This window comes from Emcibacter nanhaiensis (assembly GCF_006385175.1).
Lineage (GTDB): Bacteria > Pseudomonadota > Alphaproteobacteria > Sphingomonadales > Emcibacteraceae > Emcibacter > Emcibacter nanhaiensis.
Window position 1 is genome coordinate 413,976 of the sequence record NZ_VFIY01000004.1, and the last position, 26,193, is coordinate 440,168.

The following is a 26,193-nucleotide window of genomic DNA, read 5'->3' on the forward strand; positions in this document are numbered from 1 at the left end:
ACAATGTTTAATCTTGAAGGTAAATGTGCGCTGATTACCGGCGCTTCCGGTGGCCTGGGCGCCGCCATCGCCAGATCCCTGCATGCCCAGGGCGCCAAGGTGGCGCTCTCCGGCACCCGCGTTGAGCCTCTGGAAGAGCTGGCCAGGGAACTGGGCGAGGGCGCCTATGTGGTTCCCGCCAACCTGAGCGATCCGGAAAGCGTTGCCGCCCTGCCGAAAGCTGCGGAAGAAGCCATGGGTCAGATTGACATTCTGGTCAATAACGCCGGGATCACCCGGGACAACCTGGCCATGCGCCTGAAGGACGAGGACTGGGACCTGGTGCAGCAGGTTAACCTGAAAGCGGCGTTCAAGCTGAGCCAGGCCATGCTGCGCGGTATGATGAAGCGCCGGTTCGGCCGGATCATCAATATTACGTCCGTCGTCGGTGTCACCGGCAATCCGGGGCAGGCCAACTATGCCGCCTCCAAGGCCGGACTGATCGGCATGAGCAAGTCCCTGGCGCAGGAAGTCGCGAGCCGCGGTATCACCGTGAACTGCCTCGCCCCCGGCTTCATTGAAAGCCCGATGACCGATGTACTCGACGAAGGCCAGAAGGACCGGATTCTCGGCAGTGTGCCCATGGGACGGCTTGGCCAGGCTGATGAAATTGCGGCCGGCGTGGTCTATCTCGCCAGCGAGGAAGCCGGCTATGTAACCGGGCAGACTCTGCATATTAACGGCGGCATGGCGATGATTTAACCGCCGGGGGCATATAAAGCTTGGCAAGGCGCCGGAATATATGTTAGGTAGCCCTCGAAAATTTGAAATGTTTCAATTAGATGGCAAAAAATCGCAAGATTGTCTTTTGAAAAATCTGATCTTGGGGTATTTAGTACTGGTTCGCCAGACATAGTTTTGTTACTAACTGGATCAGGAAGGTCCACAGAACTAAAGGAAATAGAATATGAGTGACGTAGCTGAGCGCGTTAAAAAAATCGTAGTAGAGCATCTCGGTGTCGAAGAAGACAAAGTTACGGATGCTGCAAGCTTTATCGATGATCTGGGCGCAGACAGCCTCGATACTGTTGAACTGGTTATGGCATTTGAAGAGGAATTCGGTTGTGAAATCCCGGACGATGCAGCCGAGAAAATCCTGACCGTCAAGGATGCAATTGATTTCATCGAAGCCAACGCGTAAGTCCGCTGGCCTGCTTGAATCGTCAAATGCCGCGCAATTCTGCTCATGCCGTATCCGGTAGCAGTGTTGACGCGGCTTTGTCATATTTGAGGCATATTACCCGATAATAATTTTAAAAGAATAGAGGTTGATATTATGAGACGAGTGGTAGTTACGGGACTTGGATTGGTCACCCCTCTTGCGACGGGTGTTGATCTGACCTGGGAAAGACTGATTGCCGGGGAATCCGGTGCCGGCCCCATCACTAAATTTGACGCATCCGACCTGTCCTCGCAGGTTGCCTGTGAGGTCAAACAGGGCGATGGCTCAAACGGGACATTCAACCCGGATGACTGGATGAGCGCCAAAGACCGCCGCCGTGTTGACGATTTCATTCTTTACGGGATTGCGGCCAGCGACATGGCTCTGGAAGATTCCGGCTGGAAACCGGAATCCGAGGAAGAGCGGTGCCGTACCGGCATTCTGGCCGGATCCGGTATCGGCGGTCTTCCGGGCATCCAGGATGAATCCATCAATATGCATGAACGCGGTGTGCGCCGGGTCAGCCCGCACTTCATTCCGCGCTGTCTGATCAACCTGATTTCCGGCAATGTCTCCATTCGCCACGGCCTCAAGGGACCGAACCACGCGGTTGTTACCGCCTGTGCGACCGGTACTCACGCGCTGGGCGATGCGGCCCGTATCATCGCCCTTGATGATGCCGATGTCATGGTGGCCGGTGGCGCCGAAGCGGCCATCTGCCGGATCGGTGTGGCCGGATTTGCCCAGGCCAAGGCGCTGAGCAGCCACTTCAACGACACCCCGACCAAGGCGTCCCGTCCCTGGGACCAGGACCGTGACGGTTTCGTGATCGGCGAGGGCGCCGGTATGGTGGTGCTGGAAGAATATGAGCATGCCAGGAAACGTGGCGCCAAAATCTATGCGGAAGTTGTCGGTTACGGCATGTCCGGCGACGCCTACCATGTGACCGCTCCGGCGCCGGACGGCAACGGCGGTTACCGGGCCATGGAAATGGCTCTGAAACGCTCCGGCCTGACGCCGGACGATATCGACTATGTGAATGCTCATGGCACTTCCACGCCGCTCGGCGACGAGCTCGAATTCGGTGCTGTGAAAAGGCTGTTCGGCGACGCCGCCGGCAAGATTGCCATGTCCTCCACCAAGTCCGCCATCGGCCACCTGCTGGGTGCCGCCGGCAGTACCGAGGCCATTTTCTCGATCCTGGCCATGAACCATGGTGTGGTTCCGCCGACCCTGAACCTGGACAACCCGTCCGAAGGCGTCAGCGGCATCAACCTGGTACCGCACACGGCCCAGGACAAGAAAATCAATGCCGTACTGTCCAACAGCTTCGGCTTTGGCGGCACCAACGCCTCCCTGATTTTCAAGGCGGTCTGATACCCCATGCGGGGGATGTGGAAATATATTATTTTGCTGGTTGTGGGCAGCGTCGCATTTGCGGCGCTGTTTGCCTTTCTGGGCTATCGCGAATTCACCGGCAAGACCATTCTCGAGGAAAATACCGTCTATCTGCTGCCTAAGGGGCAGGGAGTGGGCAAAACCGCTTTCGACCTCGCTGATAAGGGCATCATCAGCAACGGTGATATTTTCCGTCTCGGCGTGCGCCTGGCGGGCCGGGATACCTCTTTCAAGGCCGGAGAATATGAGATAGCCGCCGGCTCGACCATGCAGGACATCATGGAGCTGCTATCCAGCGGCAATGTCATTCATCACAAGCTGACCATTGTCGAGGGCTGGACCAGCCATCAGATTGTCACCTACCTGAACAGCATCGACAATCTTTCCGGAGACATTTCCGCCCTGCCGGCGGAAGGCAGCATTATGCCGGAAACCTATCTCTATACCCGGGATGAGTACCGCAACGAGCTGATCAGCCGGATGCAGGCGAGGCAAAAGGAATTCCTGCTGGATCAGTGGTCACTCCGCGATCCGGACCTGCCGCTGAACAGTCCGGAAGAGGCCCTGGTCCTGGCCAGTATTGTCGAAAAGGAAACCTCGCTGGAGGAAGAACGGGCCCGTATTGCCGGGGTCTTTCTCAATCGGCTGCGCAAGAAGATGCGCCTGCAGACTGACCCGACTGTTATCTATGGCCTGACCAAAACCGGCGATCTCGGCCGCCCTTTGTCGAAGAAGGACCTGCGTACCCATACTTGGTATAATACCTATGTGATCCGGGGACTGCCGCCCACTCCCATTGCCCACCCGGGAAAAGCCAGCATCATGGCCGTCATGCATCCGTTGCCGACAGAGGAACTTTACTTCGTCGCTAACGGAGACGGCGGTCACAGCTTTGCCGTCACCAATGAGGAACACAACCGCAATGTGCAGAAATTGCGGGGGCTGGAAAAAGAGCGTAGGCTGAACAGCAACTAGCAGGTCTGCGATCAGTCTGTTGACTGTAATTGCCTAATTCGCGCCCCAATAGTATATTATTAATACATAATCCTACGCATACCCGAGTTGAGTTTCAGTTCGATTTTATTCCTATAATTTGAACAGGAGCATAGCTATGTGCGCACGTCTCATTCGCCTGCCGTTTGTTGTCACTATTATCACCGCATTCTGTCTTTTGCCTGCCGCACTGCAGGCCGGTGAAAAACAGGAAAAAATGGAAAAATCCAAGACTGAAATGGAAAAAGCCGCCGAGGAGGTTCAGACTGTTGATCCGGCCGCCGGCCCGGTAGATGAAGCCACTCCGCAAGTCAATGACAGTATGGAGACCATGGAAACGCCGGAATCCAAGGCCGTTTACAAAAAATCCGAAGAAGAACTGACGACGGATCAAGACAAGCCGGAGTAGTTCAAAGGGAGCACTGGGGAAAGGAACCCTCGAGGTTCCTTTTTCATGTTTTGTCCGGAAGGGTGCGCAGGAAGCGATCCATCAGGGAGGCGGGAAGAAGCCGTACGGCACCGCCGAACATCAGCCTGGTTTGCCAGGGGAAGGTGATGCGTGCTTTGTTTTTCCGGAGTGCCTTGCGGATTATCCTCGCGGCCTTCTCGGCGCTCATGAAAAATGGCATGGGAAATTTGTTGCGGCGGGTGATCCGGCTCTCGACGAAACCCGGGCAGATGACATTGACTTCAATACCTTCCGACCAATAGGCGCCCCTGAGCGCCTCGCCATAGGCCTTGACGCAGGCCTTGCTGGTGGAATAGGCCGGCGAGGAGGGCATGCCGTGGTAGGCTGCCAGTGACGCCATGATGGCGATTTGGCCGCCACCCTGCTGCCGCATCAGTTCCAGGGCCGGATGAACGGTATGGAATACACCGCTCACATTAGTCGCGAAAATCTCCTCGGTATGCTTTTCCAGATCCACATCCTTGTGAAAGCCCAAGCCGATCCCGGCGTTGGCAATGACCAGGTCGAGGGGGCGTTGACGGTGGCAGTCGGCGATCCAGCCGGCCATGGCGTCCTTGTTGCTGACATCAATGACCCTGCTATCGGCTTCGGCGCCTTTTTCGCGACAGGCCTCGGCCACTGCCGTAGTTCTCTCCGGGTCCCGGCCGGACAGAAACAGGGTGACGCCAGGCGCCGCATATTCCAGGGCGAGAGCTTCGCCGATGCCGCTGCTGGCACCGGTAATGAGAATGGATTTAGGATTGTCCATTTGGGCAAGTTCCTGCTATAGCATTACAAAATGTAAACTATAGTGAACAGACAGGCGGCTGCAAATGACTTTATCGAGCATGACCGGGTTTGCCCGCATCCAGGGCCATTGGGAAAACTACAGCTGGGTGTGGGAAATCAGAAGCGTCAATGGGCGAGGACTGGATATCCGGTGCCGTATTCCATCCGGATTTGAAGCGATGGACCAGACCGTGCGCGGGCTCCTCAAGAAGCATATCGCCCGGGGCAGTGTTAACGTGAACCTGCAACTGCATCGGGAAAGTGAAGAGGTCCAGGTCAAGGTCAACCAGCATGCCCTGGACCAACTGGTCCAGATTGTGACGGATACCAGCGCCAACAATCACCTGCCGCAGCCGGACATCGCCAACCTGATGAGCGTGCGCGACCTCGTGCAGATCATCGAAGGCGAAGAGGACGAGGATTTCCGCAGGGCCAGGGACACGGCCATCGAAGACAGCTTCATGGACGCCATCGCCGCGCTCAAGGAAAACCGCCTGCAGGAAGGGGCCGCCACCACTTCGATGCTGGAAAAAATTATTGCCGAGATCGAGCGTGGTGTGCAGGAAGCGACAGGCATTGCCGCCGGTCAGCCGGAGCTGATCCGGACCAGGTTTATGGAAAAAGTCAGCTCCCTGCTGGACGACAAGGCAGGACTTGATCCCGACCGCATCGCCCAGGAAGTCACCATCCTGGCCACCAAGGCGGACGTCAAGGAAGAGCTGGACCGGCTTGTGGCGCATATCGAGGCCGCGCGCAAACTGCTGCAAGCGACCGATCCGGTTGGACGCAAACTTGATTTCCTGTCCCAGGAATTCAACCGCGAAGCCAATACCCTGTGCAGCAAATCCTCCGACATTAGCCTGACCCAGGTCGGGCTGGCGCTCAAGGCGGCCATCGATCAATTCAAGGAACAGGTTCAGAATGTCGAGTAAGGCCCTCTCCATGGATATCAAGCGTCGCGGACTTCTGCTGGTTCTGTCGTCCCCGTCTGGCGCCGGGAAATCCACCCTGAGCCGCCTGCTGCTGGAAAAAGACGACCAGATAACCATGAGTATTTCGACCACCACCCGGGAACCGCGGCCGGGCGAAGCCGATGGCGTCGACTATAATTTTGTCACTATTCCAGAATTTGAAGACCTCGTGGCGCAGGATGGCTTCCTGGAACATGCCCGGGTGTTTGACAATTACTACGGCACGCCTGCCGCACCCGTCGAGAAAGCTCTGCAACAGGGCCGGGACATCCTGTTCGATATTGACTGGCAGGGCACCCAGCAGCTGGCGCAGAAGGCCAAGGGCGACCTGGTCCGGGTCTTTATCCTGCCGCCCAGCAAGGATGAGCTGGAACGCCGTCTCAGAGCCCGGGCTCAGGATACGGATGAAGTGGTGGCCAAACGCATGTCCAAGGCCAACCAGGAAATCAGCCACTGGGCGGAATATGACTATATCATCGTCAATGAAGACCTGGACCAGGCGGAAGAAGAACTCTTTTCCATCCTCAAGGCGGAACGGCTGAAGCGGGAGCGCCAGACGGGACTGCTTTCCTTCGTCAAGGACCTGATGGGCGAGGAAGATTAGGATTCATAGTGCCGCGCCAGGCGGCAGAAATCCTCTACACTGAGTTCCTCGGCCCGGGCAGTTTCCTTTATTCCGGCAGCTTCCAGTTTCGGCAACGGATCCACACCCAGGCTCTTCAGGCTGGCGCGCAGCATCTTGCGGCGCTGGCCGAAGGCGGCGCTGACCACCCGTTCCAGGACCTTTTGGTTTGGCGTATCGGGTTTCTCTTCATGGGGGGTGATCTGGACAATGCAGCTTGTCACCTTGGGCGGCGGCACAAAGGCCCGGGCCGGGACGTCAAATAGTTTGCGTGCCTCGGCCCGATACTGCGCTAGCACTGACAGCCGGCCGTAGGCCTTGCTGCCCGGCTGAGCCACAATCCTGTCGCCCACTTCCTTCTGGAACATCAACGTCAAAGACTTGTACCAGGGCAGCCAGTTTTCTGCGGTCAGCCATTTGATCAGCAGGGCGGTGCCCACGTTATAGGGCAGGTTGGCGACGATGCGGATGTCCTTGTCCCCGGGATCGCCGATCAATTCCCGTTCATCCACCTGCATGGCGTCGCCGTGGATGACCTCCAGCCGCCCGGGATAGGCGGCCTGAATCTGCTTCTGGGCCTCGATACAGCGTTCATCCATTTCCACCGCAACGACCCGGTAGGCGCCGTTCATCAACAGGGCGCGGGTGAGGGCGCCGGGTCCGGGCCCCACTTCATAAATCACACTGTTGCTGAGGTCGCCGGCGGAACGGGCGATTTTGCCGGTCAGATTGAGGTCGGTGAGGAAATTCTGCCCCAGAGATTTCTTGGCGGCGAGGCCGAAGCTGTTGATGACCTCCCTCAGCGGCGGCAGTCCGTCGTCGGTCATGCAACACCCCTCTGCCGGGCCATGAATTCGGCGGTTTTGAGCGCCTTGATAAAGCTTTTCGGATTGGCCTTGCCCTGTCCCGCGATATTGAGCGCGGTGCCGTGATCGGGGCTGGTGCGGATCAACGGCAGGCCGAGGGTTATGTTGACCCCGCCGTCAAAATCCAGGGTCTTGATCGGGATCAGGGCCTGATCGTGATACATGCAGACCGCCACGTCATAGGTGGTGCGCGCCAGGTCGTGGAACATGGTATCCGCCGACAGGGGACCGAAGATGGTCAGACCCTCGGCTTGGAGCTTTTTCAGGGCAGGACCGATAACTTCGATTTCTTCACGACCAATGCCGCCCTCTTCTCCGGCATGGGGATTGAGCCCGGCCACGGCGATGCGCGGCTGGGCAAGGCCGAAATCCTGCCTCAGGGCCCGGTCAACTTTGCGACAGGTTTCAATAATCAGGTCTTCGGTGACAAGCTTTGGCACCTCCGACAGGGGGACATGAATGGTCAGCGGAATGACCCTCAGCTCGTCGCAGGCCAGCATCATCACCGCCTTTTGCAGCTCGCTGGTTTTATCGGCACACTGCTGGGCCAGATATTCCGTGTGACCCGGGCAGTCAAACCCGGCCCGGTAAAGTACCGACTTCTGGATCGGCGCCGTCACCAGTCCGGCAATTTTATTTTCAAAGAAAAGCTTAACGGCCTGATCCAGGGCCTGGATCACCATGGCCGCTGTTGCCTGGGAGGGAGAACCGGGAACCGCCTCGGCGGCGCAGGGAATATCCAGCACCGGCAGGGCCTGATCAAACAGATCGGCACAGTCCTCCGGGGCCTGTATCTCCTGAACAGGCGTCGTAGGGGACAGCTTTTCCAGAATGGCGGTAGAACCGAGCACAAAGAAAGGAGGAAGCTTTTCCTCCTCCCGGGAGTGCCAGGCCTTGCAGATAATTTCCGGACCGATACCGGCCGGTTCGCCGATGGAGACCGCCAGTGGTTTTGCTGGATTACCTGTAGTCGATAATGGCATCGCGGCGCAGGTCCCGCAAATGACGCCGGGCCATCAGGCCAACGCGCTGGTTTGTGAGGTTGTTTTGCACGGCCTCATATCCGGGGATATTGATCTCGGGCACCTCCCGGTCGCAAATCACCATCAGCCGGAATCCGTCATCTTCCCGCAGTGGCTTGGTAGCTGACCCGACTTTGGTCTCCAGCAGGGTCTTGTGCATGGCCGGCGGGAGTTCCCCAACGGTCAGCGTGCCCAGGCTGCCGCTGCTGGTGGCTTCAAAAGCTTTGGCTTTTGCTTCCACATCGTCACAACCCTCAATCTGTTTCCCCATGGAATCGACCGCTTTTTCAAGAGCGGCGACTTCATTTTCCTTGGCCCCGGCGGCAATTTTGAAGAACAGGTGCTTCAGCGTCACCTGGGTATCATCGGGACTGGGGGTCAGAACTTTTCGCTTATTTTCGAGCTGCAGGACATAAAAGCCGTCTTCCCGCTCAATGGGACCAATGATATCGCCCTTTTGCGCACCGCTGACTGCGGCGACAAATTCCTTGGGCAGCTCGCTTTTCATGACCCAGCCCATATCGCCGCCAACGGCAGAAGTTGTGGAGGCAGAAAACTGCCGCGCCATGATGGGGAATTGTGCGGAACCGCTTTTGAGCTGGTCATAGATGCGCTGAGCCGCCTGTTTGCTTTCATCCCGGCGGGTATTGTCGGTAACCAGCAGGAAAATTTCCCGGATGCGGTATTCATCCTGGCCTTTGTTGTGCTCGAAACGCTCGATGGTGTTGTAGATCTCATCATCGGTCACACTGACCTGCGGCATCAGCAGGCCGCCGACCACCTGTTCCCAGGCGAGGCTGGCTTCAATCTGCTTGAGCATGGATTTTTTATCGATACCTGCCTGGGTAAGCTGTTGCTCGAACTGCTCCGGGGACAAATTGAACTGCTGGGCGTAGCCGGCGAAAGCCTGTTCCTGCTCCTCCTGGGAGATAACCGCCTTGTATTTTTCTGCTTCACCGATTTTCAGTTTATCGTCAATCAGGCTTTGCAGGGACTGTTGCTGAACATATTTTGTTTCTTCCTGGTTCAGTTGCTGCCGGCCGGAGGACAGCAGGAACAACAACATGCGCTGTTTGAGATCATAAAGAGAGATGACCTCGTCATTCACAATGGCAACAATCTCCTGAACATCATCCAGTTTCTGTTGTTGCTGCTGCGCCCGAAGAGGTGAAGCTGAAAAAACGATGCAGCCGAGGAGGCTGTAACAGATCAGCCTGAACAAATTTTTCATTCCTAGTACTCTCTCAATCCCTATGGCCTTCATTGCCCTTTGTCTCTCTTCTAAACTCTTTTATTTTAAAAATCCAGCCTAACCCAGATTCTTCAGGACAAACCTGAAGTGGATGGTTTTCGACGGAGCAATATCGCGGTCTGACGTAAACCTCTGTTCATACCGCAATCCGAATTCAAGACATTCGTCCCGATAGATCACCCCGGCATCATATGAAATGGTTTTTTCGTTCAGAAGGTCCTGCACCCAGCTGCCGTGCACGGTCCACTTTTTGTTCACATAGACCTCGGCGCCCATGCCCAGCTCCTGCCGGTTGAGAAGCTCGGTTCCGGTAAGGTCCGTGGTATCCCGGTCCAGGTCTAGATAGCGTACATTGGCCCGGAACCATTTCCAGCCGCCGGAAACAAGCATTTCATTGCGCCGCAGGGCAAAGCTGTTTTTATCCAGCCGGAAGCGGTGCACATAGTCCAGATGCTCCCCGAGGCTGACATCCAGGCGGCCGACAAAGTCCGAGAGGTTGCCGTCAAAGCCGGAACCGACCGGATAGGCTTCGCTGTCATCGACGCGGTAGCTTTGCCCCAACGTGGCCTGCAGGTTGAACAGGTTGGAATGGAGACTGTAACGCACACCGTAATTTACCCGGGTCCCGCCTTCCCACAGGTCATAGCCATTGTATCGGTTGTGATTGAACAGGTTGTTTTCGTCGAATTCGAAGTTGCGGCTGTCTTCGTTGGTGATTTCAGGAATATTCTTGTCATTGGGGGCAACAACCACACTGACCAGCGGTTCAATGATTTGCTGGGTGCTTTCTCCGAGCCGGATGAAGGGCATACGCCAGTCCAGGGCAAGCATCGGCAGGAGGCGTCCGTAAGTACCGTCTTCACCGGCATATTGCTCCCGGTCGGGGTCGTCGGTAGCGCGGTTGTAATAGACATCCCCCCGCAGACTGGCTGAAAAGGTATAAAAGTCACCCATCGGTCCCTGTATGGGAAGGGTCCATTCGCTGCCGAGACTGGCCCGGTGGGTATCCATGCCCTCCGCACGATAGACTGAAGCCGAGTTGAAATTGGTCTTCAGGGTGCTGTTCCAGAACAGGGGGCGACTGACCAGATTGACATCCATTGCCGGCAGGGCTTGCGGGGTCTTGTTGATATCATCCACTTCGTCCAGGCCCTGGAAACCATATACACCCAGCGTGGCATAATCGTTACCGTTGAACCATTCGAGCCGGGCGTGGCTCTCCAGCACGTCCGACTTGTCGGCATAATAGCGCCGCAGGTAAGTATCGTCACTCACCCAGTGCAGGGTATAGTCCCACTGCCAATCGCCGATGTCGAACGGCTGGAAGGTATCCAGGGTGAATTTGCCGTCGGTCAGGAAGTGACCGCGGATCTCGTGATCTCCGGTTTTCTCAAAGTTGTCATCCCTGACATTGACGTTGGAAAATGATCCGTTGATGCGGAACTGGCCGTTGCCCGTATGCTGGCGGAAGGTGCCGCCGGCGACAATTCCCTCGTCAGAGGAGATGATCGGTTCGAAAGTGAAATCCCGGTGCGGATCGATGGCGACATAATAGGGGATATGGGCAAACAGGCCGAGCTCGCCTGAACTTCCAATGTCCGGGACAAGGAAGCCGGACATATATTTTACCGTGGGATCCGGGTGGGAAAAGATCGGCGTATAGAATACAGGAATACCGGCCACTTCCAGCACCACATCCTCATAGCGGATGATATGATCTTCCTCGTCATGGGTAACTTTTTTGGCCCTGATCTGCCACAGAGGATGTTCCGGACCGTCTTTGAGGCAGATGCGGCAGGGCGAGTAGGCGGCATTGCGCACAATGGTCTGGTGGCCGCGGCGTTCGCCCTCGCGCGCCATAAGACGGGAATCGTCGGAAAACAGGACGCGCACATTGCGGATAAAACCGTCCCTGAAACTATCCTCCAGTTCGGCATTTTCCACATAGAGGATATTACCGCTTCTGTCCCGGATCGTGACCTTGCCGTCCGCTTTGACCATGCCGGTCTTTTCATTATAGGTGACGGTATCAGCCCTGAGCACCCGGCCATCCTGATACAGGGTGACGTCGCCGCTGGCGATGACTTCTCCGCTGTCGGGATCATATGTCACTCTGTCAGCGGCGAAATCGATCGTCTCCCGCTGATAGTCTTCTTTACTGCTGTCGCCATCAACATCCGCGCCATGGCTGACCGGGGCCACGAGCGTACAAAGGGAGGTTGAAAGCAATAACAATAAAAATGATTTTTTCATGGGGGCTTGTTTTACAGATTTTTGTTTTTCTTGCCTACTTTAAATTATTGAAATGACTGTTAAAGAAGTTTTTTGCCCTTGCGGGCATTTGTCAGGCGTTTCTTCTTGAACATCCGCATGCAGGGGGCTATCTCTTTTATAAGAACATTCTAGATGTGACATAGACGTAATTGAGGCAAATATGAAAATAAATTTCCTGAAAAATGAAGTGCCCCAAAAAGGCAACCTTGTGGTATTGGCCTATAGTGATTGCAAATTGTCAACTTTCGCCAGAAAAATTGACAAGGAAACCGACGGTCAGCTCAGTCGGGCAATGAAGGTGTCGAAATTCAAGGGCAACTTCGGGGAAATTATCTCCATTCCGGCGCCCTGCGGCCTGAAAGTTTCCAATGTCCTGGTGATGGGACTTGGCAACGCCGAGGACCTCAAGGAACTGAAGCTGCAGCAGGCGGGCGGTAAAATCATGGCCCGTCAGATGACCTGCGGCGAGGAAGAGCTGTCTGTCGCTGTCGAGGCCGTCAAGAAAGCGGACATGAGCGCCGAAGACGTCGCCGCCAATATCGCCTATGGCGCCAAGCTCCGTCGTTACCGGTTTGACAAATACCGTACCAAGGAGGCTGATGACAAAAAGCCGTCGGTTATCTCCTTCAATATCCTCTCGACCGCTGCCGCCAAGGCAAAGAGCCTGTTCGAGCCCATGGACAAGGTGGCTGACGGCGTGCTGTTCGCCCGCGACCTGGTCACCGAGCCGGGCAATGTGATTTATCCCGAAAGCTATGTGGAGCAGATCAGGGAACTCTCCAGCCTCGGTGTGGATGTGGAAGTCCTCGGCGAAGACGAGATGGAAGAACTGGGCATGGGTGCCCTGCTCGGCGTTGGCCAGGGCAGCGCCAGCGAATCCCATCTGGTGATCATGCGCTGGCAAGGCTCCGACAAGAAAAAAGCGCCGCTGGCCTTTGTCGGCAAGGGCGTTACCTTCGATACCGGCGGCATCAGCCTGAAGCCGGGTGCCGGCATGGAAGACATGAAATTCGACATGGGCGGGTCAGCCTCCGTTGTCGGCCTGATGAAGGCGCTGGCCGGGCGCAAGGCCAAGGTCAATGTTGTCGGCGTCGTCGGCCTGGTGGAGAACATGCCGTCCGGGACCGCCCAGCGTCCCGGCGATGTGGTGACCAGCATGTCCGGCCAGACCATCGAGGTCATCAACACCGATGCCGAAGGGCGCCTGGTGCTGTGTGACGCGCTCTGGTACACCCAGGATCGCTTCAAGCCGAAAATGATGATCGACCTCGCGACTCTGACGGGCGCGATACTGATCTCGCTTGGCCAGGAATATGCCGGTATCTTCTCCAATGACGACAAAATTTCCGAACAGCTGTTTACGGCCGGCGAGCAAACCGGGGAAGGGGTCTGGCGCCTGCCGCTGGGGTCTTCCTATGACGAGTTGATCAATTCCGATATTGCCGACATGAAGAATGTGGGCGGCCGCAATGCCGGCAGCATCACCGCCGCCCAGTTCCTGCAGCGCTTCGTCAATGATGTTCCCTGGGTCCATATCGACATTGCCGGGACGGCCTGGAAGCAAAAGCCGTCTGACCTCGCCGAAAAGGGGGCGACCGGCTACGGCGTGCGTCTGCTTGATCGCTTCATCCGGGACAATTACGAAGACTGATGACCGACATCAGCTTCTATCATCTCCAGCGTCAGTCCCTGAACCAGGCCTTGCCGAAGCTTCTGCAAAAGGTTTTGGAAAGGGGACATCGCGCCGTGGTGATCACCGGCAACAAGGAAATGATGGAGGAGCTTGACCAGGTGCTATGGTCCTTTGATCCGGCCAGTTTCCTGCCGCACGGCAGCAAAGGGTATAAATGGGCTGACAGCCAGCCGGTTTATATTTCCACGGAAATGGAAAATCCGAACAAGGCCGATGTCCTGGTGCTGACTGACGGGTGCAAGATGGAAGATTTTGACGGATTTGCCCGGGTGCTGGAAATGTTTGACGGCACAGACCCTGAAAAAGTTCAGGCCGCCCGGGAACGCTGGACGGCCTATAAATCCTCCGGTCATACATTGACCTACTGGCAGCAGACCGAGGCAGGGGGATGGAGCCAGAAGGCCTCCTGATCAGAACGTCGGCACACCTGCCGGACGAACAAATTCGAATTCCCTGATTTCGATGATATCGCTAATCACAAAACCCTTGCGCGGCGGATATTTCTTCTCGATCAGTCGAACGACCTCATCTTTGCTCGCGCATTCGAAGGTGAAAAAATTCAGGTCAGCCCAGGAGGAATCAAAGCTCGGATGAACACGACCATCCCTTTCATAATCGCGGACCTGCTGGTTAAAGACCGCAGCCTCAAATCTTTTAATGTCTTCCAAGCCGTCGTGCATATTCGTCACCACATAACAAAAATAGATACTTTAAAGATCCCAACCCTCTTTTTTTCTGGTTGAAAACCTTTATAGGCACGGAAGGTAAAACCGTTCTTAAGAAACAAATAAAACTTTAACTAGATCACCCCTGTAGCGATTTATTTTCAATTTTCTCGCTGATTTCCAGCCATTCGGCTTCCCGGGCCTCCAGCTTGTCAGACAATTGTTTGCGTTCCCGGGTGAATTTTTCCAAAGCCACCTGGTTTTTCGGATCCTCACGGTCGTAGAGTTTCGGATTCCGGAGTGCCCGGTCGTATTTTTCGATTTCCGATTCCAATGATTCGATGTCCTGTTCCAGAACGGTGGCCTGTTTTTTGAGCTTTTCCAGCTCCAAACTATCGGAAGAGGAATCAGCTGGTTTGTTATTAGCTTTTCTTTCCGCCTTCTCGGGTTTTTCTCCTGAGCGTTGCCGCAGGATGAATTTCCGGTAATCCTCCATGTCGCCGTCATAGCTGCTTACGGTACCGTCATGCACCAGCCACAGGCGGTCGGCACAGGCTTCGATCAGGTGCCGGTCATGACTGATCATGATCACGGCACCCTCGTAAGCATTGATGGCATGCACCAGGGCCTCGCGACTCTCCACATCCAGATGGTTGGTGGGTTCGTCGAGGATCAGGATATGCGGGGCCCTGAGGCTCATGATACAGAAGAGAAGGCGGGCTTTCTCACCGCCGGACAGGTTTTCGACTACGGTTTCCGCCTTGTCGGCCCCGAAGTTAAAGCTGCCGAGGCGGGCACGAACCTTGCTCTCCGGCACATCCGGCATCAGCGCCGTCAGATGACTGAGCGGTGTGCCTTTCGGGTTAAGTTCATCCAGCTGATGCTGGGCAAAATATCCGACTTCCAGTTTGGCGGATTTTTTCATTTCCCCGGCCATGAGATCCAGGCGGCCGGCGACCAGTTTGGCAAAAGTGGATTTGCCGTTGCCGTTCTGGCCGAGCAGGGCGATCCGGTCATCCATATCCATACGCAGGTTCAGGCGCTTCAACACCGGCTGTCCGGGGCTATAGCCGACTTCGCCTTTTTCCAGGGTGAGCAGGGGCGGCGCCAGCGGCGCCGGGTTGGGAAATTCAAAAGAGAAGCTTCGCTCTTCAATGACAGCTTCCAGCGGCTCCATTTTCTCCAGCATCTTGACCCGGCTCTGGGCCTGCTTGGCCTTGCTGGCCTTGGCCTTGAACCGGTCAATGAAACTCTGCAGGTGCTTGCGCGCCGCTTCCTGCTTGGCGATATTGGCCTGCCGCAGGGCCAGCTGTTCCCGGCGCAGCTTTTCGAAGTCGTCATAGCCGCCGGTGTAGAGTTTCAACTTGCACTGCTCCAGATGCAGGATGGCGGAGACTGAACTGTTCAGCAGGTCCCGGTCATGGCTGACGATAATCACCGTATAGGGGTAGGTGCGGATGAAATTTTCCAGCCACATCACCCCTTCAAGATCGAGATAGTTGGTGGGTTCGTCCAGCAACAGAAGATCGGGGCGGATGAACAGGGTGCAGGCGAGGGCCACCCGCATGCGCCAGCCGCCGGAAAAGGATGAACAGGGACGGGCCTGTGCTTCCTTATCAAAGCCGAGACCGGCCAGGATGCTGGCGGCACGGGCATGCGCCGTATGGGCGTCGATATCGGCCAGCCTGGTGTGTATTTCGGCAATTTTATGGGGATCGGTTTCGGTCTGTGCCTGCGTCTCCAGCTCCTGAAGCTCGTGATCTGCGGCCAACACTGTCTCCAGCAGGCTTTCGGGACCTCCCGGGGCTTCCTGGGCCACCTGGCCGAGGCGTGTACGGTTCTGCAGCTGGATGGCGCCGCTGTCCATCTCAAGCTCTCCGGAGATCAGTTTCAACAGGGTTGACTTTCCGGCGCCGTTCCGGCCGACGATACCCACCTTGTGACCGGCCGGAATGCGGGCCGACGCCCCGTCAAGAAGCAATTTGCCGCCGATACGATAACTGATGTCCTGAATTTGTAGCATATTCTTTTCCGGTTTCCTGTTGGCTACAGGATTTAACAGGATTTCTTAAAAGTGCAACGGATCATTTCTACTGTTGCACAAAGTTGCGGAAGGCACTATAAACCGCCGCAAACTGCTATTTTATTTACAAAAGGATTGAAGACATGGCTATCCAGCGCACCTTTTCCATCATTAAACCCGACGCCACAAAACGCAACCTGACCGGCGCCATCACCAAGATGCTCGAAGACGGTGGCCTGCGGGTTGTTGCTTCCAAGCGCATTCACATGACCAAGGAACAGGCTGAAGGTTTCTATGCTGTGCACAAAGAACGCCCGTTCTTTGGTGAACTGGTAGAGTTCATGATGTCAGAGCCGGTTGTCGTTCAGGTTCTGGAAGGCGAAGATGCTGTGGCCCGCAACCGTGAAATCATGGGCGCCACCAACCCGGAAGAAGCTGCTCCCGGCACGATCCGTAAGGAATATGCCCTGTCTATCGGTGAAAACTCCGTGCACGGATCGGATTCCCTGGAGAACGCGGAAATCGAAATCAAATTCTTCTTCAACGACGACGAAATCGTCGGCTAAGCTGAAGAACGCCCGTTAAGGAAAAGGCTCCGCAGTGCGGAGCCTTTTTTGTGTCTAGTCCTTTTGGGACCGTGTTTCCTCTACCACTTGTCGGAGCGTTGCCAGGCGGTACCCCCCGATCAGAATATTGTCGCCGATGATAAAGCTGGGGGTTCCGGAGATATTCAATTGTTCGCCAAGCGAGGAATTTTCCCGGAGCGTGCGGTCGATGATGGGATCCAGCATGTCAATGGCCAGCTTTTGCTCATCGATCCCCACCTCTTTGGCGATTTTGAAAATCAGTTTCTCTGTCAGCGTCTTGGTATTTTGCAGCAGCGCTGTATGCAGCTCCAGATACTTCCCCTGTTTCTTGGCGGCAAGCACAGCCTTGGCCGCGGTAATGGAACTTTCCTTGAGGATGGGATATTCCTTATAGATAATCCTGATGTTAGGATCCTGTTTTTTCAAGGCTTCAACGGTGCTGAGGCTGGCCTTGCAGACACCGCAATTATAGTCAAGGAACTCCACGACGGTAACATCACCGTCGGGATTGCCGTCCACATAGCTGACATTGTCCTCATAAAGCGGCACATGCAGTTGCTTGAGTACTTCCGCCGTATGACGTTGCTGCAGGATACCGATAACCTCCGGGATGATGTCGGGATTATCCAGAAGATATTGACGGATCATCTGGTTGATTTCCATTTTCTCTGCCGGCGTGAAGTTGCTGTCCTCGGCAAACGCCGGGGCAGAGAATATAACGGTGCCGATTAGAGCCAGCGTGCTGCCGGCCTGACGGCAGGCTTTGGGGAGGTTTGAATACATCGGAATTTCCTGAATAGAGTTTTCATCGGTCGGCGAAGAACAGTGAATGGTCTCCGTTTTGATCATCATTGTCCGGCTTTTTATCCGGCAGGGGTGGCAGTTTTTCCTGGGCGTTCGGGCTCAGGTTGGATTGTGTCGTAACCAGGATATCCTGGGCCCGGATCCATTCAGTGGAATTTTTCGGCAGGTTATCCATGGCGAACTTGGCATTGACCATGGCGCCACGTACGTCCCCTGCAAGCAGGAAACGCTCCGCAGAGGCATAACGGGTCATAGCTTCGTTACCCTTGCGATGATAGGCAATGGACGCCTGCAGCCAGGCAAAATAGTTGTTAGGGTCTTTGGCAAGGGCATACTTAAGGCTATCCAGCGCCTCATCCACCAGCGCATCATCTTCGGTATTCAGCAGCGCCTGGGCGAAGGAAACCCGGATCAGGGGATTGGACGGCAGATATTTTACCGCCTGGCGATAGGCATCACCTGCTTCCCGCACAAAACCGTTTTCAAACAGGATTTGTCCCTTGGTTTCATAAAAATAGGGATCCTTCGGCAGTTCCTCGATCAGGGAGTTGATTTCCCTGAGCGCCTCCGGCACCTGGTGCAGCTTGTGATAGGCGAAGGCCCGGGCGTAACGGGCATAGACGCTCTGGTCAGATTGCGGATACTTGTTCAGGGTGGTCATGCCCGGCTTTAGATAGCCGAAAAGCTTGGCCTGCATGCGCTTGAATTTATATTCCATCACCGGATCCGGCGGGGCCTTGTACCAGGGAGAGGAGGTGACCCGCTGCCGCAGTTTGGATATACGTTCGATACTGACCGGGTGAGTTCGGGCATAGGGGTCCTGCTGATAGGAACTCAGCAGTTCCTGGTCCCCGAGGTAATCCAGGAAGCTGATCAGGCCTTCACCGCTCTGGTGCGTTTTTTCCAGAATAGTGAGGCCGGCCTGGTCGGCGGCGGATTCCTGGGTCCGGCTGTATTTCAGATAGCTCCGCGTCCCCAGATGCTGCCCACCTAGCATCAGGGCCATACCGGCATCGCCCGAGCCTGCGGCTATGGCGGCGGCGCCAAGCAGGGTGCCCAGGATGGTCATGGCGGTGGCGCCTTTCAGGCCGTCAGAGAAACGAGTGATATGACCGCCGGTGATATGGCCGGTTTCGTGCGCGAGAACACCGACCAGTTCGTTATAGTTTTTGGCCTCGATAATCAGACCGGTATGGATGAAAATATTCTGTCCGCCGGCTACAAAGGCGTTGAGAGATTTGTCATTGACGATATAGGTATCGACGGAGTCCGGGGTTAAGTCGGCGGCTTCAAACAGCGGCTCAGCAAAGTCCCGGATAGTATGCTCTATTTCCGCGTCCCGCAGGATCGACAGCCCGCCGCCGCGTTGCGCCTGGGCAACAGAAGTGAAGATCATACTGAGTGGAAGTATGACCGCAAGGGTTCTCACTAACCCGTTATTTGCCGCTAGAAAAGACATCATCGATAAGGTATGGTTCCTCCGGAATTACGTCAAATAAAAACGCACCACACCCCCATTCACATCCCTGTTATAATTAAGACAAAAAAATAAGGCCCAATCGTGACTGGACCTTATTTATATTGTTACTGCGTCAGCAGAAATCAATCACCGAAAGCGCGCTGCCACCAGCCTTTTTTGCCGCCTTTGGGCTTGTCTTCGCTTTCCTTGTCCGCGGCTTCCTCGGATTTGCTGCCAACCTCGATAACATTCACAAACGGGGAGGGTTCCGGTGCGGCCTTGGTTTCCGGCTTTTTCTCGGGCTCCCGTGCCGGTTTGGCAGCTTCCTCGGCCGGTTTTTCCTCCTGGGCAGGTTCCGCCTTTTCTTGCGCTGCGGCATCGGCTTTAGGCTTGCGGGTCCGGCGGCGCTTGGGTTTTTCTTCCTTCACGGCCTCTTCCGCAGCGGCTTCCCCTTCAGCGCCTGTGGTTTCAGCAGCCTCACTGGCTTCTTCAGCCTGGCCTGCATTCTCTTCCTGGGCTTCCGTCTTAGGGGGGCGACGACGACGCGGCCGCTTGGGCTTTTCTTCGCCTTCGGTCGCCGTTTCGGCTTCAGGGGCTGTTTCGGGCTGTTCTGCGGATTCCGCAGTTACAGACTCCTCAGCGGCCAGGGCTTCACCCTGTTCTGTCTTGTCCCGCTTGCTGCGGCGGCGAGGACGACGACGGGAGGATTTTTTCTCACCGCCTTCAGCTGTTTCTGCTTCTCCGGCAGATTGCTCTGCGGGTTCGCCAGTTTCAGCCTGTTCGCCGGCAGCGGTTTCCTCAGTAGCTTCCTGACCCTCGGCGCGATCTTTCTTGTTGCGGCGGCGGGGGCGGCGGCGGCGCTTGCGTTTCGGTTTTTCCCGCTCTTCTTCGTGATCTTCGGAAACATCGTCCTCCGTCACATCGACAAGTGTAGAAACATCGACACCCAGCTGCAGGCTGTTTTTCGCTTCAGTTTTCAGCTTCTGCCCTTCGGTCCGCTCCATGCGGTAGCCGTTCTCTGTCAGGCTTTCGTCAATGGAAATGCCGACACTGAAGCCATAACGCTGTTCCAGTTCCATCAGCTGCTGGCGCTTCTGGTTCAGAATGTAGATGGCAACATTGGCCGGCAGGTAAAGCACCAGGTTGCTGGACCGTTTGCGGATCCCTTCTTCCTCGATTACCCGGATAATGTGCAGGGACTGGGATTCCACGGACCGGATAATCCCGGTGCCGTCGCAGTGCGGGCAGGTGCGGGTGCTGGATTCAAGAACCCCGGCGCGCAGACGCTGGCGGGACATTTCCATCAGGCCAAAGGTGCTGATTTTGCCGACTTGGATGCGGGCCCGGTCGGATTTCAGGCATTCCTTCATCCTGCGCTCGACAGAACGGATGTTGCCGCGATCTTCCATGTCGATAAAGTCGATCACGATCAGGCCGGCCATATCGCGCAGTTTCAACTGCCGGGCAATCTCTTCGGCCGCCTCCAGGTTGGTCTTGTAGGCGGTTTCCTCGATATTATGCTCTTTGGTCGCCTTGCCCGAGTTCACGTCGATGGACACCAGCGCTTCGGTCGGGTTGATGACAATATAGCCACCTGAGCGGAGCTGGACCGAGGGGTTGTACATGGAATCGAGATGGCTTTCCACCTGGAACCGCTGCAGGAGAGGGATGTCATCCTGGTAATTCTGAACCTTCTTGGCGTGGCTCGGCATCAGCAGTTTCATATAGGCCTTGGCCGTCTTATAGCCTTCTTCGCCTTCAACAAAAATTTCATCGATCTCGCGGGTATAGAGGTCGCGAATACTGCGCTTGATCAGATTGCCTTCCTCATAAATCATGGTCGGGGCAATCGACTTCAGGGTCAGTTCGCGGATCTTTTCCCACATACGGGTCAGATAGTCATAGTCACGCTTGACTTCGAGCTTGGTGCGGCTGGCGCCGGCGGTGCGGATGATGCAGGCCATGCCCTGCGGCATGTTAAGGTCGGCCAGGATGGTTTTCAGGCGTTTGCGGTCCTGGCCACTGGCAATCTTGCGGCTGACGCCGCCGCCATGCAGGGTGTTGGGCATCAGGACGCAGTAGCGGCCGGGCAGGGACAGATAGGTTGTCAGGGCCGCGCCCTTGTTGCCGCGCTCTTCCTTGACCACCTGAACCAGGATGATCTGGCGTTTCTTGATGACTTCCTGGATTTTATATTTGTGACGCAGGCGTTTCGCCATGCGCAGGCGAAGTTTTGCTTCTTCCTCTTCGTCGTCGGAATGAAGGGATTCAATTTCTTCGTCACTGCTTTCCTCGCCGTTGTCTCCGGCGGCGGCTTCCCCGGCTTTTTCGTCATCGGATGTTTCAGCCACGGCTTCAGAGGTTTCTTCACCCTGTTCGGCTTCAGCTTCTTCCGGTTTTTCCGAAGGTTCCTCGGCCGGCGCTTCTTCTTCCAGAATGTCGGCGTTGGCAGCGGCTTCCTGGGCGATCAGGGCTTCCCGGTCGGCGACAGGAATCTGGTAATAGTCGGGATGGATCTCGCTGAAGGCAAGGAAACCGTGCCGGTTGCCGCCGTAATCAACGAACGCAGCCTGCAAAGAGGGTTCGACCCTGGTTACCTTGGCGAGATAGATGTTTCCTTTAAGGGGTTTACGGGATGTGGACTCATAATCGAATTCCTCCACACGATTCCCGCGAACGACGGCTACACGAGTCTCTTCCTCGTGCGATGCGTCGATAAGCATGCGAATTGCCATTTAAATAGTCTCCACGACAAAGTTCGCTCAAACGCGCAGGGGGAGTAGCCTCCTGTGGGCGAGCTGAACTTTGACTTATCATGTTTGGTTGTTTGGATAAGAGGGAGCCCATCGCTTGTTCCAGCACTGCGGCGTTAAACCGGCTGGAGAGAACATCTTGGCAGTTTACTGCCGGATCTGTCCCTGGGAATTGATGAGCTCTGAATTTCATATTCGGTTACTTTAATTATTATTTTTATTTTCCTGCGAAAATAAAGTGCCCCGGTTATCGGGAGAAAAGAAATACAGTCACCTGAAATTTCTTTCTGTCAGACGCTTGTATCAATTTTCTGTTGAGGAAGTCTTGCCTCCCCTCTGACCATTGACCAATTCGTCTTAAATCTTGTCAACCTTCGGCGGATATTTCCATAAATAACTAAACAGGTTACGGAACTCCACCTTCCAGTATTCCTATAACATAAGCCGACAAACTGACTGATACAATAGAGAAAGTGATAAATCCCCGGAAAAGATGAAAAAAACTTTGGTTCTGCGCCAAATTATATTAAAAATGGGATACAGGCGAGATTGGGAACAATAAGGAAATATGATTTTCAACAAAACAGTATCGAAAGCATTACTGCTCTTTTGTCTGTTAATTTCATATGTTTTCGGCGGATCATATGCCTTTTCCGCCGTTCCGGAAGTGACTGCCGCGCGGATCGGAGAACACAAGGGGCGAACCCGCTTCGTTCTGGAAATGAGCAAGAAAGTGGACTTTTCCATCTTCACGCTGGCCGATCCCAACCGCATCGTAATCGATATTGCCGAAGTGGAGTGGAAAATCGGCCCCGGTGGGGCGGATGGTGACGGTTTTATTGCACGGTACCGCTACGGCCTGTTCAAGCAGGGCACCTCGCGCATTGTCCTTGACTTGAAGAGTCCCGTGAAAGTGGACAAGTCATTTTTCCTGCCGCCGACAAAAAGCAAACCCTATCGCTTCGTCATTGATCTCAGGAAGATTTCCCAAAAGGAGTTTGCCGGCACGATCCGCAAACCCCGGCAAATGACGGCGGCAACCCGCCCGCCGCAGCCGGTGGTGGAAAGCACCCGCTCAGGCCGGACAAAAAAACTGATTGTGCTTGATCCCGGGCACGGCGGTCACGACCCGGGCAACCTGGGTAAGAACGGCTCGTCCGCATATCCGGAAAAAACCGTTGCCCTGACCGCCGCCAGGACCATCAAGCAGGAACTGGAACGGACCGGACGTTATGAAGTTATCCTGACCCGGGACCGCGATATCTATGTCAAACACCGGGCCCGAAGCCATGTGGCCCATGCCCACCAGGCCGACCTGTTTATCTCGGTCCACTGTGATTCCATCGCCGATAGCCGGGTCAGGGGCGCCACCGTCTATACCCTTTCCGAAAAAGCGTCCGACCGGGAGGCCGCTGCGCTGGCGGCGCGGGAAAATAAATCCGACATCATTGCCGGCATGGACCTGGAAGCGGAGCCGGACGAAGTACAGGGCATCCTGATCGAACTTCTGCAGCGGGAAACCATGAATCTGTCCAGCAGTTTTGCCACCGAACTGGTCGGCCAGCTCCGGCAGTCAACCCTGCTCAGGACCCGGCCGCACAGAACGGCTAATCTTCTTGTGCTCAAGGGGCTCGATGTGCCCTCGGTCCTGCTGGAACTTGGCTACCTGACCAATAGCAATGACGCCCGCCTGCTGATGCAGAAGGAAACCCAGCAAAAAATAGGACGGTCCATCGTCTCCGCCGTCGATCGTTATTTCCAGAAGAATTTTGCGTCAAATTGAATATATTCTTTGTTCAAATTAAAGAATTGGGCCATATAGATGACACATTGGGCAACTATCAGGTTGCCCGTACCAGCGGGCTTAGAGTTTAGTTTTATCATCAACTGTCAGGCATAATGTCGAAACGGAAAAAGATCTGGATAAACATTCTTGGGGCGACCACGGTTGTGGTTCTCGTCGGCTTTGTCTGTGCCGTTGTCGGCCTGCTTTATCTCCTGAACAGTTATGGCCGCGACCTGCCGGACTATCACCAGTTGGCGAACTATGAACCGCCTGTGGTCAGCCGGATCTATGCCGGTGACGGAAGCCTGCTGTCCGAATATGCCCGGCAGAAGCGGCTGTTTGTGCCGATCTCCGCCATTCCCAAGCCGTTGATTCAGGCGTTTATCTCGGCCGAGGACAAGACGTTCTACACCCACGGCGGAATTGATTATCTTGGTGTGCTCAGGGCGGTGCTGGTCAATGTCAAAAACGCCTTCAGCGGCCGCCGGCCGGTCGGGGCCTCCACCATTACCCAGCAGGTCGCGAAAAACTTCCTGCTGTCCGGGGTGGTCAGCTATGAGCGCAAAATCAAGGAAGCCATCCTTGCGTACCGGATCGAACGCGCCTTTACCAAGGATGAGATCCTGGAGCTTTACCTCAATGAGATCTATCTTGGCGCCGGCTCCTACGGGGTGGCGGCCGCGAGCCTTTACTACTTCAACAAATCCCTGGACGAACTGACCCTTGAGGAAATGGCTTATCTGGCCGCTCTGCCCAAGGCGCCGAACAATTATCATCCGGTCCGCAAATATGACGCCGCGGTCGGGCGGCGCAACTGGGTCCTGGGACGCATGGCTGAAGAAGGCTATATTTCCAAGCAAGAGGCCAGCGAGGCCGGCCAGTATCCGCTTGTCGTCCGGAAACCGGAACGCACCAATATCTTCAAGGCGGAATATTTCACCGAGGAAGTCCGCCGCGAACTCAAGGATCTTTACGGGGACGATGAACTGTATGGGGGCGGACTGTTCGTACGCACCACCCTGTCACCCCGTTTTCAGGCCATTGCCGAACGGGAACTGAAGAACGGCCTGATCACCTATGACCGCCGCCACGGCTATAAAGGACCGGTGACCCGTTTTTCAAAAGAGGAAGACTGGCAGGCGGAACTGGCCAAGCTCGACGTGCCGCTGGGGATAGACAGCTGGCAGCTTGCCGTGGTCAGGGATGTACAGGAGGAAAGAGCTTCTATCCTGACCAAAGACGGTACATTGGGCCAGATCCCGCTGGATGAGGTCAAATGGGCCCGCAAATGGCTCAAGGGCGAATATCTGGGGCCGCGAATCAAGGCGGTGAGCGAAGTACTTGCTGTTGGCGATGTCATCATTGTTGAGCAACTGCCGGGCGCAAAGAGCGATCAGGTTGACCCGGATTTCTCTGTCTACGGCCTCAGGCAGATACCTGAAATCAACGGCGGCATCGTCGCCATGGATCCGCATACGGGCCGCGTCCTGGCCTTGTCCGGAGGCTTTGACTATAGCCTCAGCGAATATAACCGCGCCACACAGGCCAAACGGCAGCCTGGCAGTGCCTTCAAACCCTTTGTCTATGCCGTGGCCCTGGAAAAGGGCTTTACCCCCTCCAGCCTGATCCTGGACGCGCCCTTTGTCATGGAGCAGGGCTTTGGCCTGGGCAAGTGGAAGCCCAAGAATTCCAGTGATAAATTTTACGGCCCCAGCACCCTGCGGCTGGGCCTGGAAAAATCCCGGAACCTGATGACGGTTCGCCTGGCGCAATATATCAAGATGGACGGCATCGTCGATATTGCCGACCGCATGGGCATCACCCATAATCTGCCGCCGCTGCTGTCCATGTCGCTCGGGGCAGGGGATACTACTCTGATGAATCTCACCGCGGCCTACGGCATGATTGTCAACGGCGGCAAGAAAATCACCCCGACCCTGATCGACCGCATCCAGGACCGCTACGGCGATACTATCTTCCGCCATGACAAGCGGGAGTGTGAAAACTGTCAGGTGGAAGACTGGCAGTATCAGGAAGAGCCGAAACTGCCTGACGAGCGCAAACGGGTGCTGGACGCGGTGACCGCCTACCAGCTGGTCTCCATGATGGAAGGCGTGGTCCAGCGCGGCACGGGTATCCGCATCCGGGCGTTGGGCAAACCGCTGGCCGGCAAGACCGGCACGTCCAATGACAGTTTCGATACCTGGTTCATCGGTTTCTCCCCTGACTTGGTGGTCGGTGTCTTCGCCGGGTTTGATACACCGCGCTCTCTGGGTAACCGGGAAGAGGGGGCCAGTGTCGCCGTGCCGATTTTCCGCGACTTTATGAAACAAGCGCTGAGGAACGAGCCCTCTATCCCGTTCCGTATTCCGCCGGGGGTAAGATTGGTCCGGGTCAATCCGAAAACCGGTCAGATCGCCCAGGCCGGAGAAAAGAATACGATCCTCGAAGCCTTCCGCCAGGGAACCTTCCCGACAAAAACTGCAGATGTACTTGACGGATTTAATTCACTGGTGCAAACAGGGACCAAAGTTCGCACCGGTACCGGTGGAATCTACTAGTAACTTGTAATTTCACGGAAATACAT

At 55.7% G+C, this 26,193-nt stretch carries 22 protein-coding genes; 12 read left to right on the top strand and 10 right to left on the bottom strand.

Annotated elements, in window-relative coordinates; all coding sequences use genetic code 11:
* Positions 1–3: 3 nt before the first annotated feature.
* The 5 genes from fabG (at position 4) to FIV46_RS02420 (ending at position 4,001) form a co-directional block, all read left to right on the top strand.
* The gene (gene fabG, locus FIV46_RS02400) at positions 4–741 is read left to right on the top strand and encodes a 3-oxoacyl-[acyl-carrier-protein] reductase (RefSeq protein ID WP_139938200.1); all 738 of its coding nucleotides are present in this window, start codon (positions 4–6) and stop codon (positions 739–741) included.
* A gap of 205 nt (positions 742–946) precedes the next feature.
* The gene (locus FIV46_RS02405; protein ID WP_139938201.1) at positions 947–1,180 is read left to right on the top strand and encodes an acyl carrier protein; all 234 of its coding nucleotides are present in this window, start codon (positions 947–949) and stop codon (positions 1,178–1,180) included.
* A 135-nt stretch (positions 1,181–1,315) separates the two neighbouring features.
* Positions 1,316–2,578, top strand: coding sequence for a beta-ketoacyl-ACP synthase II (fabF, locus tag FIV46_RS02410; RefSeq protein WP_139938202.1), 1,263 nt, complete (start codon positions 1,316–1,318; stop codon positions 2,576–2,578).
* A 15-nt stretch (positions 2,579–2,593) separates the two neighbouring features.
* The gene (mltG, locus tag FIV46_RS02415; RefSeq protein WP_181163017.1) at positions 2,594–3,574 is read left to right on the top strand and encodes an endolytic transglycosylase MltG; all 981 of its coding nucleotides are present in this window, start codon (positions 2,594–2,596) and stop codon (positions 3,572–3,574) included.
* A gap of 136 nt (positions 3,575–3,710) precedes the next feature.
* Positions 3,711–4,001: a hypothetical protein gene (locus FIV46_RS02420; protein ID WP_139938204.1), complete on the top strand. Its 291-nt coding sequence runs from the start codon at positions 3,711–3,713 to the stop codon at positions 3,999–4,001.
* Between the two features lie 43 nt (positions 4,002–4,044).
* Here the strand turns inward: FIV46_RS02420 and FIV46_RS02425 are convergent, their stop codons facing one another.
* Positions 4,045–4,809, bottom strand: coding sequence for an SDR family NAD(P)-dependent oxidoreductase (locus FIV46_RS02425; protein ID WP_139938205.1), 765 nt, complete (start codon positions 4,807–4,809; stop codon positions 4,045–4,047).
* Between the two features lie 64 nt (positions 4,810–4,873).
* Between FIV46_RS02425 and FIV46_RS02430 the strand changes: the two genes are divergently transcribed.
* Positions 4,874–5,761, top strand: coding sequence for a YicC/YloC family endoribonuclease (locus FIV46_RS02430; RefSeq protein WP_139938206.1), 888 nt, complete (start codon positions 4,874–4,876; stop codon positions 5,759–5,761).
* Entirely contained in the window at positions 5,751–6,404 is a 654-nt protein-coding gene (gmk, locus tag FIV46_RS02435) for a guanylate kinase (RefSeq protein WP_139938207.1), read from the top strand. The genes FIV46_RS02430 and gmk overlap by 11 nt, the downstream gene beginning before the upstream one ends.
* Here gmk and rsmA read toward each other — a convergent pair.
* The 4 genes from rsmA to FIV46_RS02455 all read right to left on the bottom strand — a co-directional run bounded on the left by rsmA (position 6,401) and on the right by FIV46_RS02455 (position 11,815).
* Positions 6,401–7,249, bottom strand: coding sequence for a 16S rRNA (adenine(1518)-N(6)/adenine(1519)-N(6))-dimethyltransferase RsmA (rsmA, locus tag FIV46_RS02440; protein ID WP_139938208.1), 849 nt, complete (start codon positions 7,247–7,249; stop codon positions 6,401–6,403). The genes gmk and rsmA overlap by 4 nt on opposite strands.
* Positions 7,246–8,271 carry a 4-hydroxythreonine-4-phosphate dehydrogenase PdxA gene (gene pdxA / locus FIV46_RS02445; RefSeq protein WP_139938209.1) on the bottom strand — a complete coding sequence of 342 codons (1,026 nt, stop codon included), beginning with the start codon at positions 8,269–8,271 and terminating at the stop codon, positions 7,246–7,248. Before pdxA ends, rsmA begins: the two co-directional genes overlap by 4 nt.
* Complete coding sequence (locus tag FIV46_RS02450) at positions 8,249–9,541, bottom strand: peptidylprolyl isomerase (protein ID WP_181163018.1); 1,293 nt, start codon at positions 9,539–9,541, stop codon at positions 8,249–8,251. The genes pdxA and FIV46_RS02450 overlap by 23 nt, the downstream gene beginning before the upstream one ends.
* Positions 9,542–9,619: 78 nt before the next feature.
* Positions 9,620–11,815, bottom strand: coding sequence for an LPS-assembly protein LptD (locus FIV46_RS02455; RefSeq protein ID WP_139938211.1), 2,196 nt, complete (start codon positions 11,813–11,815; stop codon positions 9,620–9,622).
* Between the two features lie 181 nt (positions 11,816–11,996).
* Between FIV46_RS02455 and FIV46_RS02460 the strand changes: the two genes are divergently transcribed.
* Together FIV46_RS02460 and FIV46_RS02465 are read left to right on the top strand one after the other, a co-directional pair.
* Positions 11,997–13,487, top strand: coding sequence for a leucyl aminopeptidase (locus FIV46_RS02460; protein WP_139938212.1), 1,491 nt, complete (start codon positions 11,997–11,999; stop codon positions 13,485–13,487).
* Positions 13,487–13,939, top strand: coding sequence for a DNA polymerase III subunit chi (locus FIV46_RS02465; RefSeq protein WP_139938213.1), 453 nt, complete (start codon positions 13,487–13,489; stop codon positions 13,937–13,939). The genes FIV46_RS02460 and FIV46_RS02465 overlap by 1 nt, the downstream gene beginning before the upstream one ends.
* Here the strand turns inward: FIV46_RS02465 and FIV46_RS02470 are convergent, their stop codons facing one another.
* The gene (locus tag FIV46_RS02470) at positions 13,940–14,209 is read right to left on the bottom strand and encodes a hypothetical protein (RefSeq protein WP_139938214.1); all 270 of its coding nucleotides are present in this window, start codon (positions 14,207–14,209) and stop codon (positions 13,940–13,942) included.
* Between the two features lie 124 nt (positions 14,210–14,333).
* Entirely contained in the window at positions 14,334–16,217 is a 1,884-nt protein-coding gene (locus FIV46_RS02475) for an ABC-F family ATP-binding cassette domain-containing protein (RefSeq protein ID WP_139938215.1), read from the bottom strand.
* Between the two features lie 143 nt (positions 16,218–16,360).
* Here FIV46_RS02475 and ndk point away from each other — a divergent pair, with 143 nt between their 5' ends.
* Positions 16,361–16,783, top strand: a complete 423-nt coding sequence (ndk, locus tag FIV46_RS02480) for a nucleoside-diphosphate kinase (protein WP_139938216.1) — start codon at positions 16,361–16,363, stop codon at positions 16,781–16,783.
* A 54-nt stretch (positions 16,784–16,837) separates the two neighbouring features.
* Here the strand turns inward: ndk and FIV46_RS02485 are convergent, their stop codons facing one another.
* The 3 genes from FIV46_RS02485 to FIV46_RS02495 form a co-directional block, all read right to left on the bottom strand.
* Positions 16,838–17,587, bottom strand: coding sequence for a DsbA family protein (locus FIV46_RS02485; protein WP_181163019.1), 750 nt, complete (start codon positions 17,585–17,587; stop codon positions 16,838–16,840).
* Between the two features lie 22 nt (positions 17,588–17,609).
* Complete coding sequence (locus FIV46_RS02490) at positions 17,610–19,037, bottom strand: M48 family metalloprotease (protein WP_219845826.1); 1,428 nt, start codon at positions 19,035–19,037, stop codon at positions 17,610–17,612.
* A 173-nt stretch (positions 19,038–19,210) separates the two neighbouring features.
* Positions 19,211–21,802 carry an Rne/Rng family ribonuclease gene (locus tag FIV46_RS02495; protein WP_219845827.1) on the bottom strand — a complete coding sequence of 864 codons (2,592 nt, stop codon included), beginning with the start codon at positions 21,800–21,802 and terminating at the stop codon, positions 19,211–19,213.
* A 586-nt stretch (positions 21,803–22,388) separates the two neighbouring features.
* Between FIV46_RS02495 and FIV46_RS02500 the strand changes: the two genes are divergently transcribed.
* Both FIV46_RS02500 and FIV46_RS02505 read left to right on the top strand, forming a co-directional pair.
* Positions 22,389–23,603: an N-acetylmuramoyl-L-alanine amidase gene (locus FIV46_RS02500; RefSeq protein WP_139938219.1), complete on the top strand. Its 1,215-nt coding sequence runs from the start codon at positions 22,389–22,391 to the stop codon at positions 23,601–23,603.
* A 116-nt stretch (positions 23,604–23,719) separates the two neighbouring features.
* Complete coding sequence (locus FIV46_RS02505) at positions 23,720–26,167, top strand: penicillin-binding protein 1A (protein ID WP_139938220.1); 2,448 nt, start codon at positions 23,720–23,722, stop codon at positions 26,165–26,167.
* Positions 26,168–26,193: the final 26 nt, after the last annotated feature.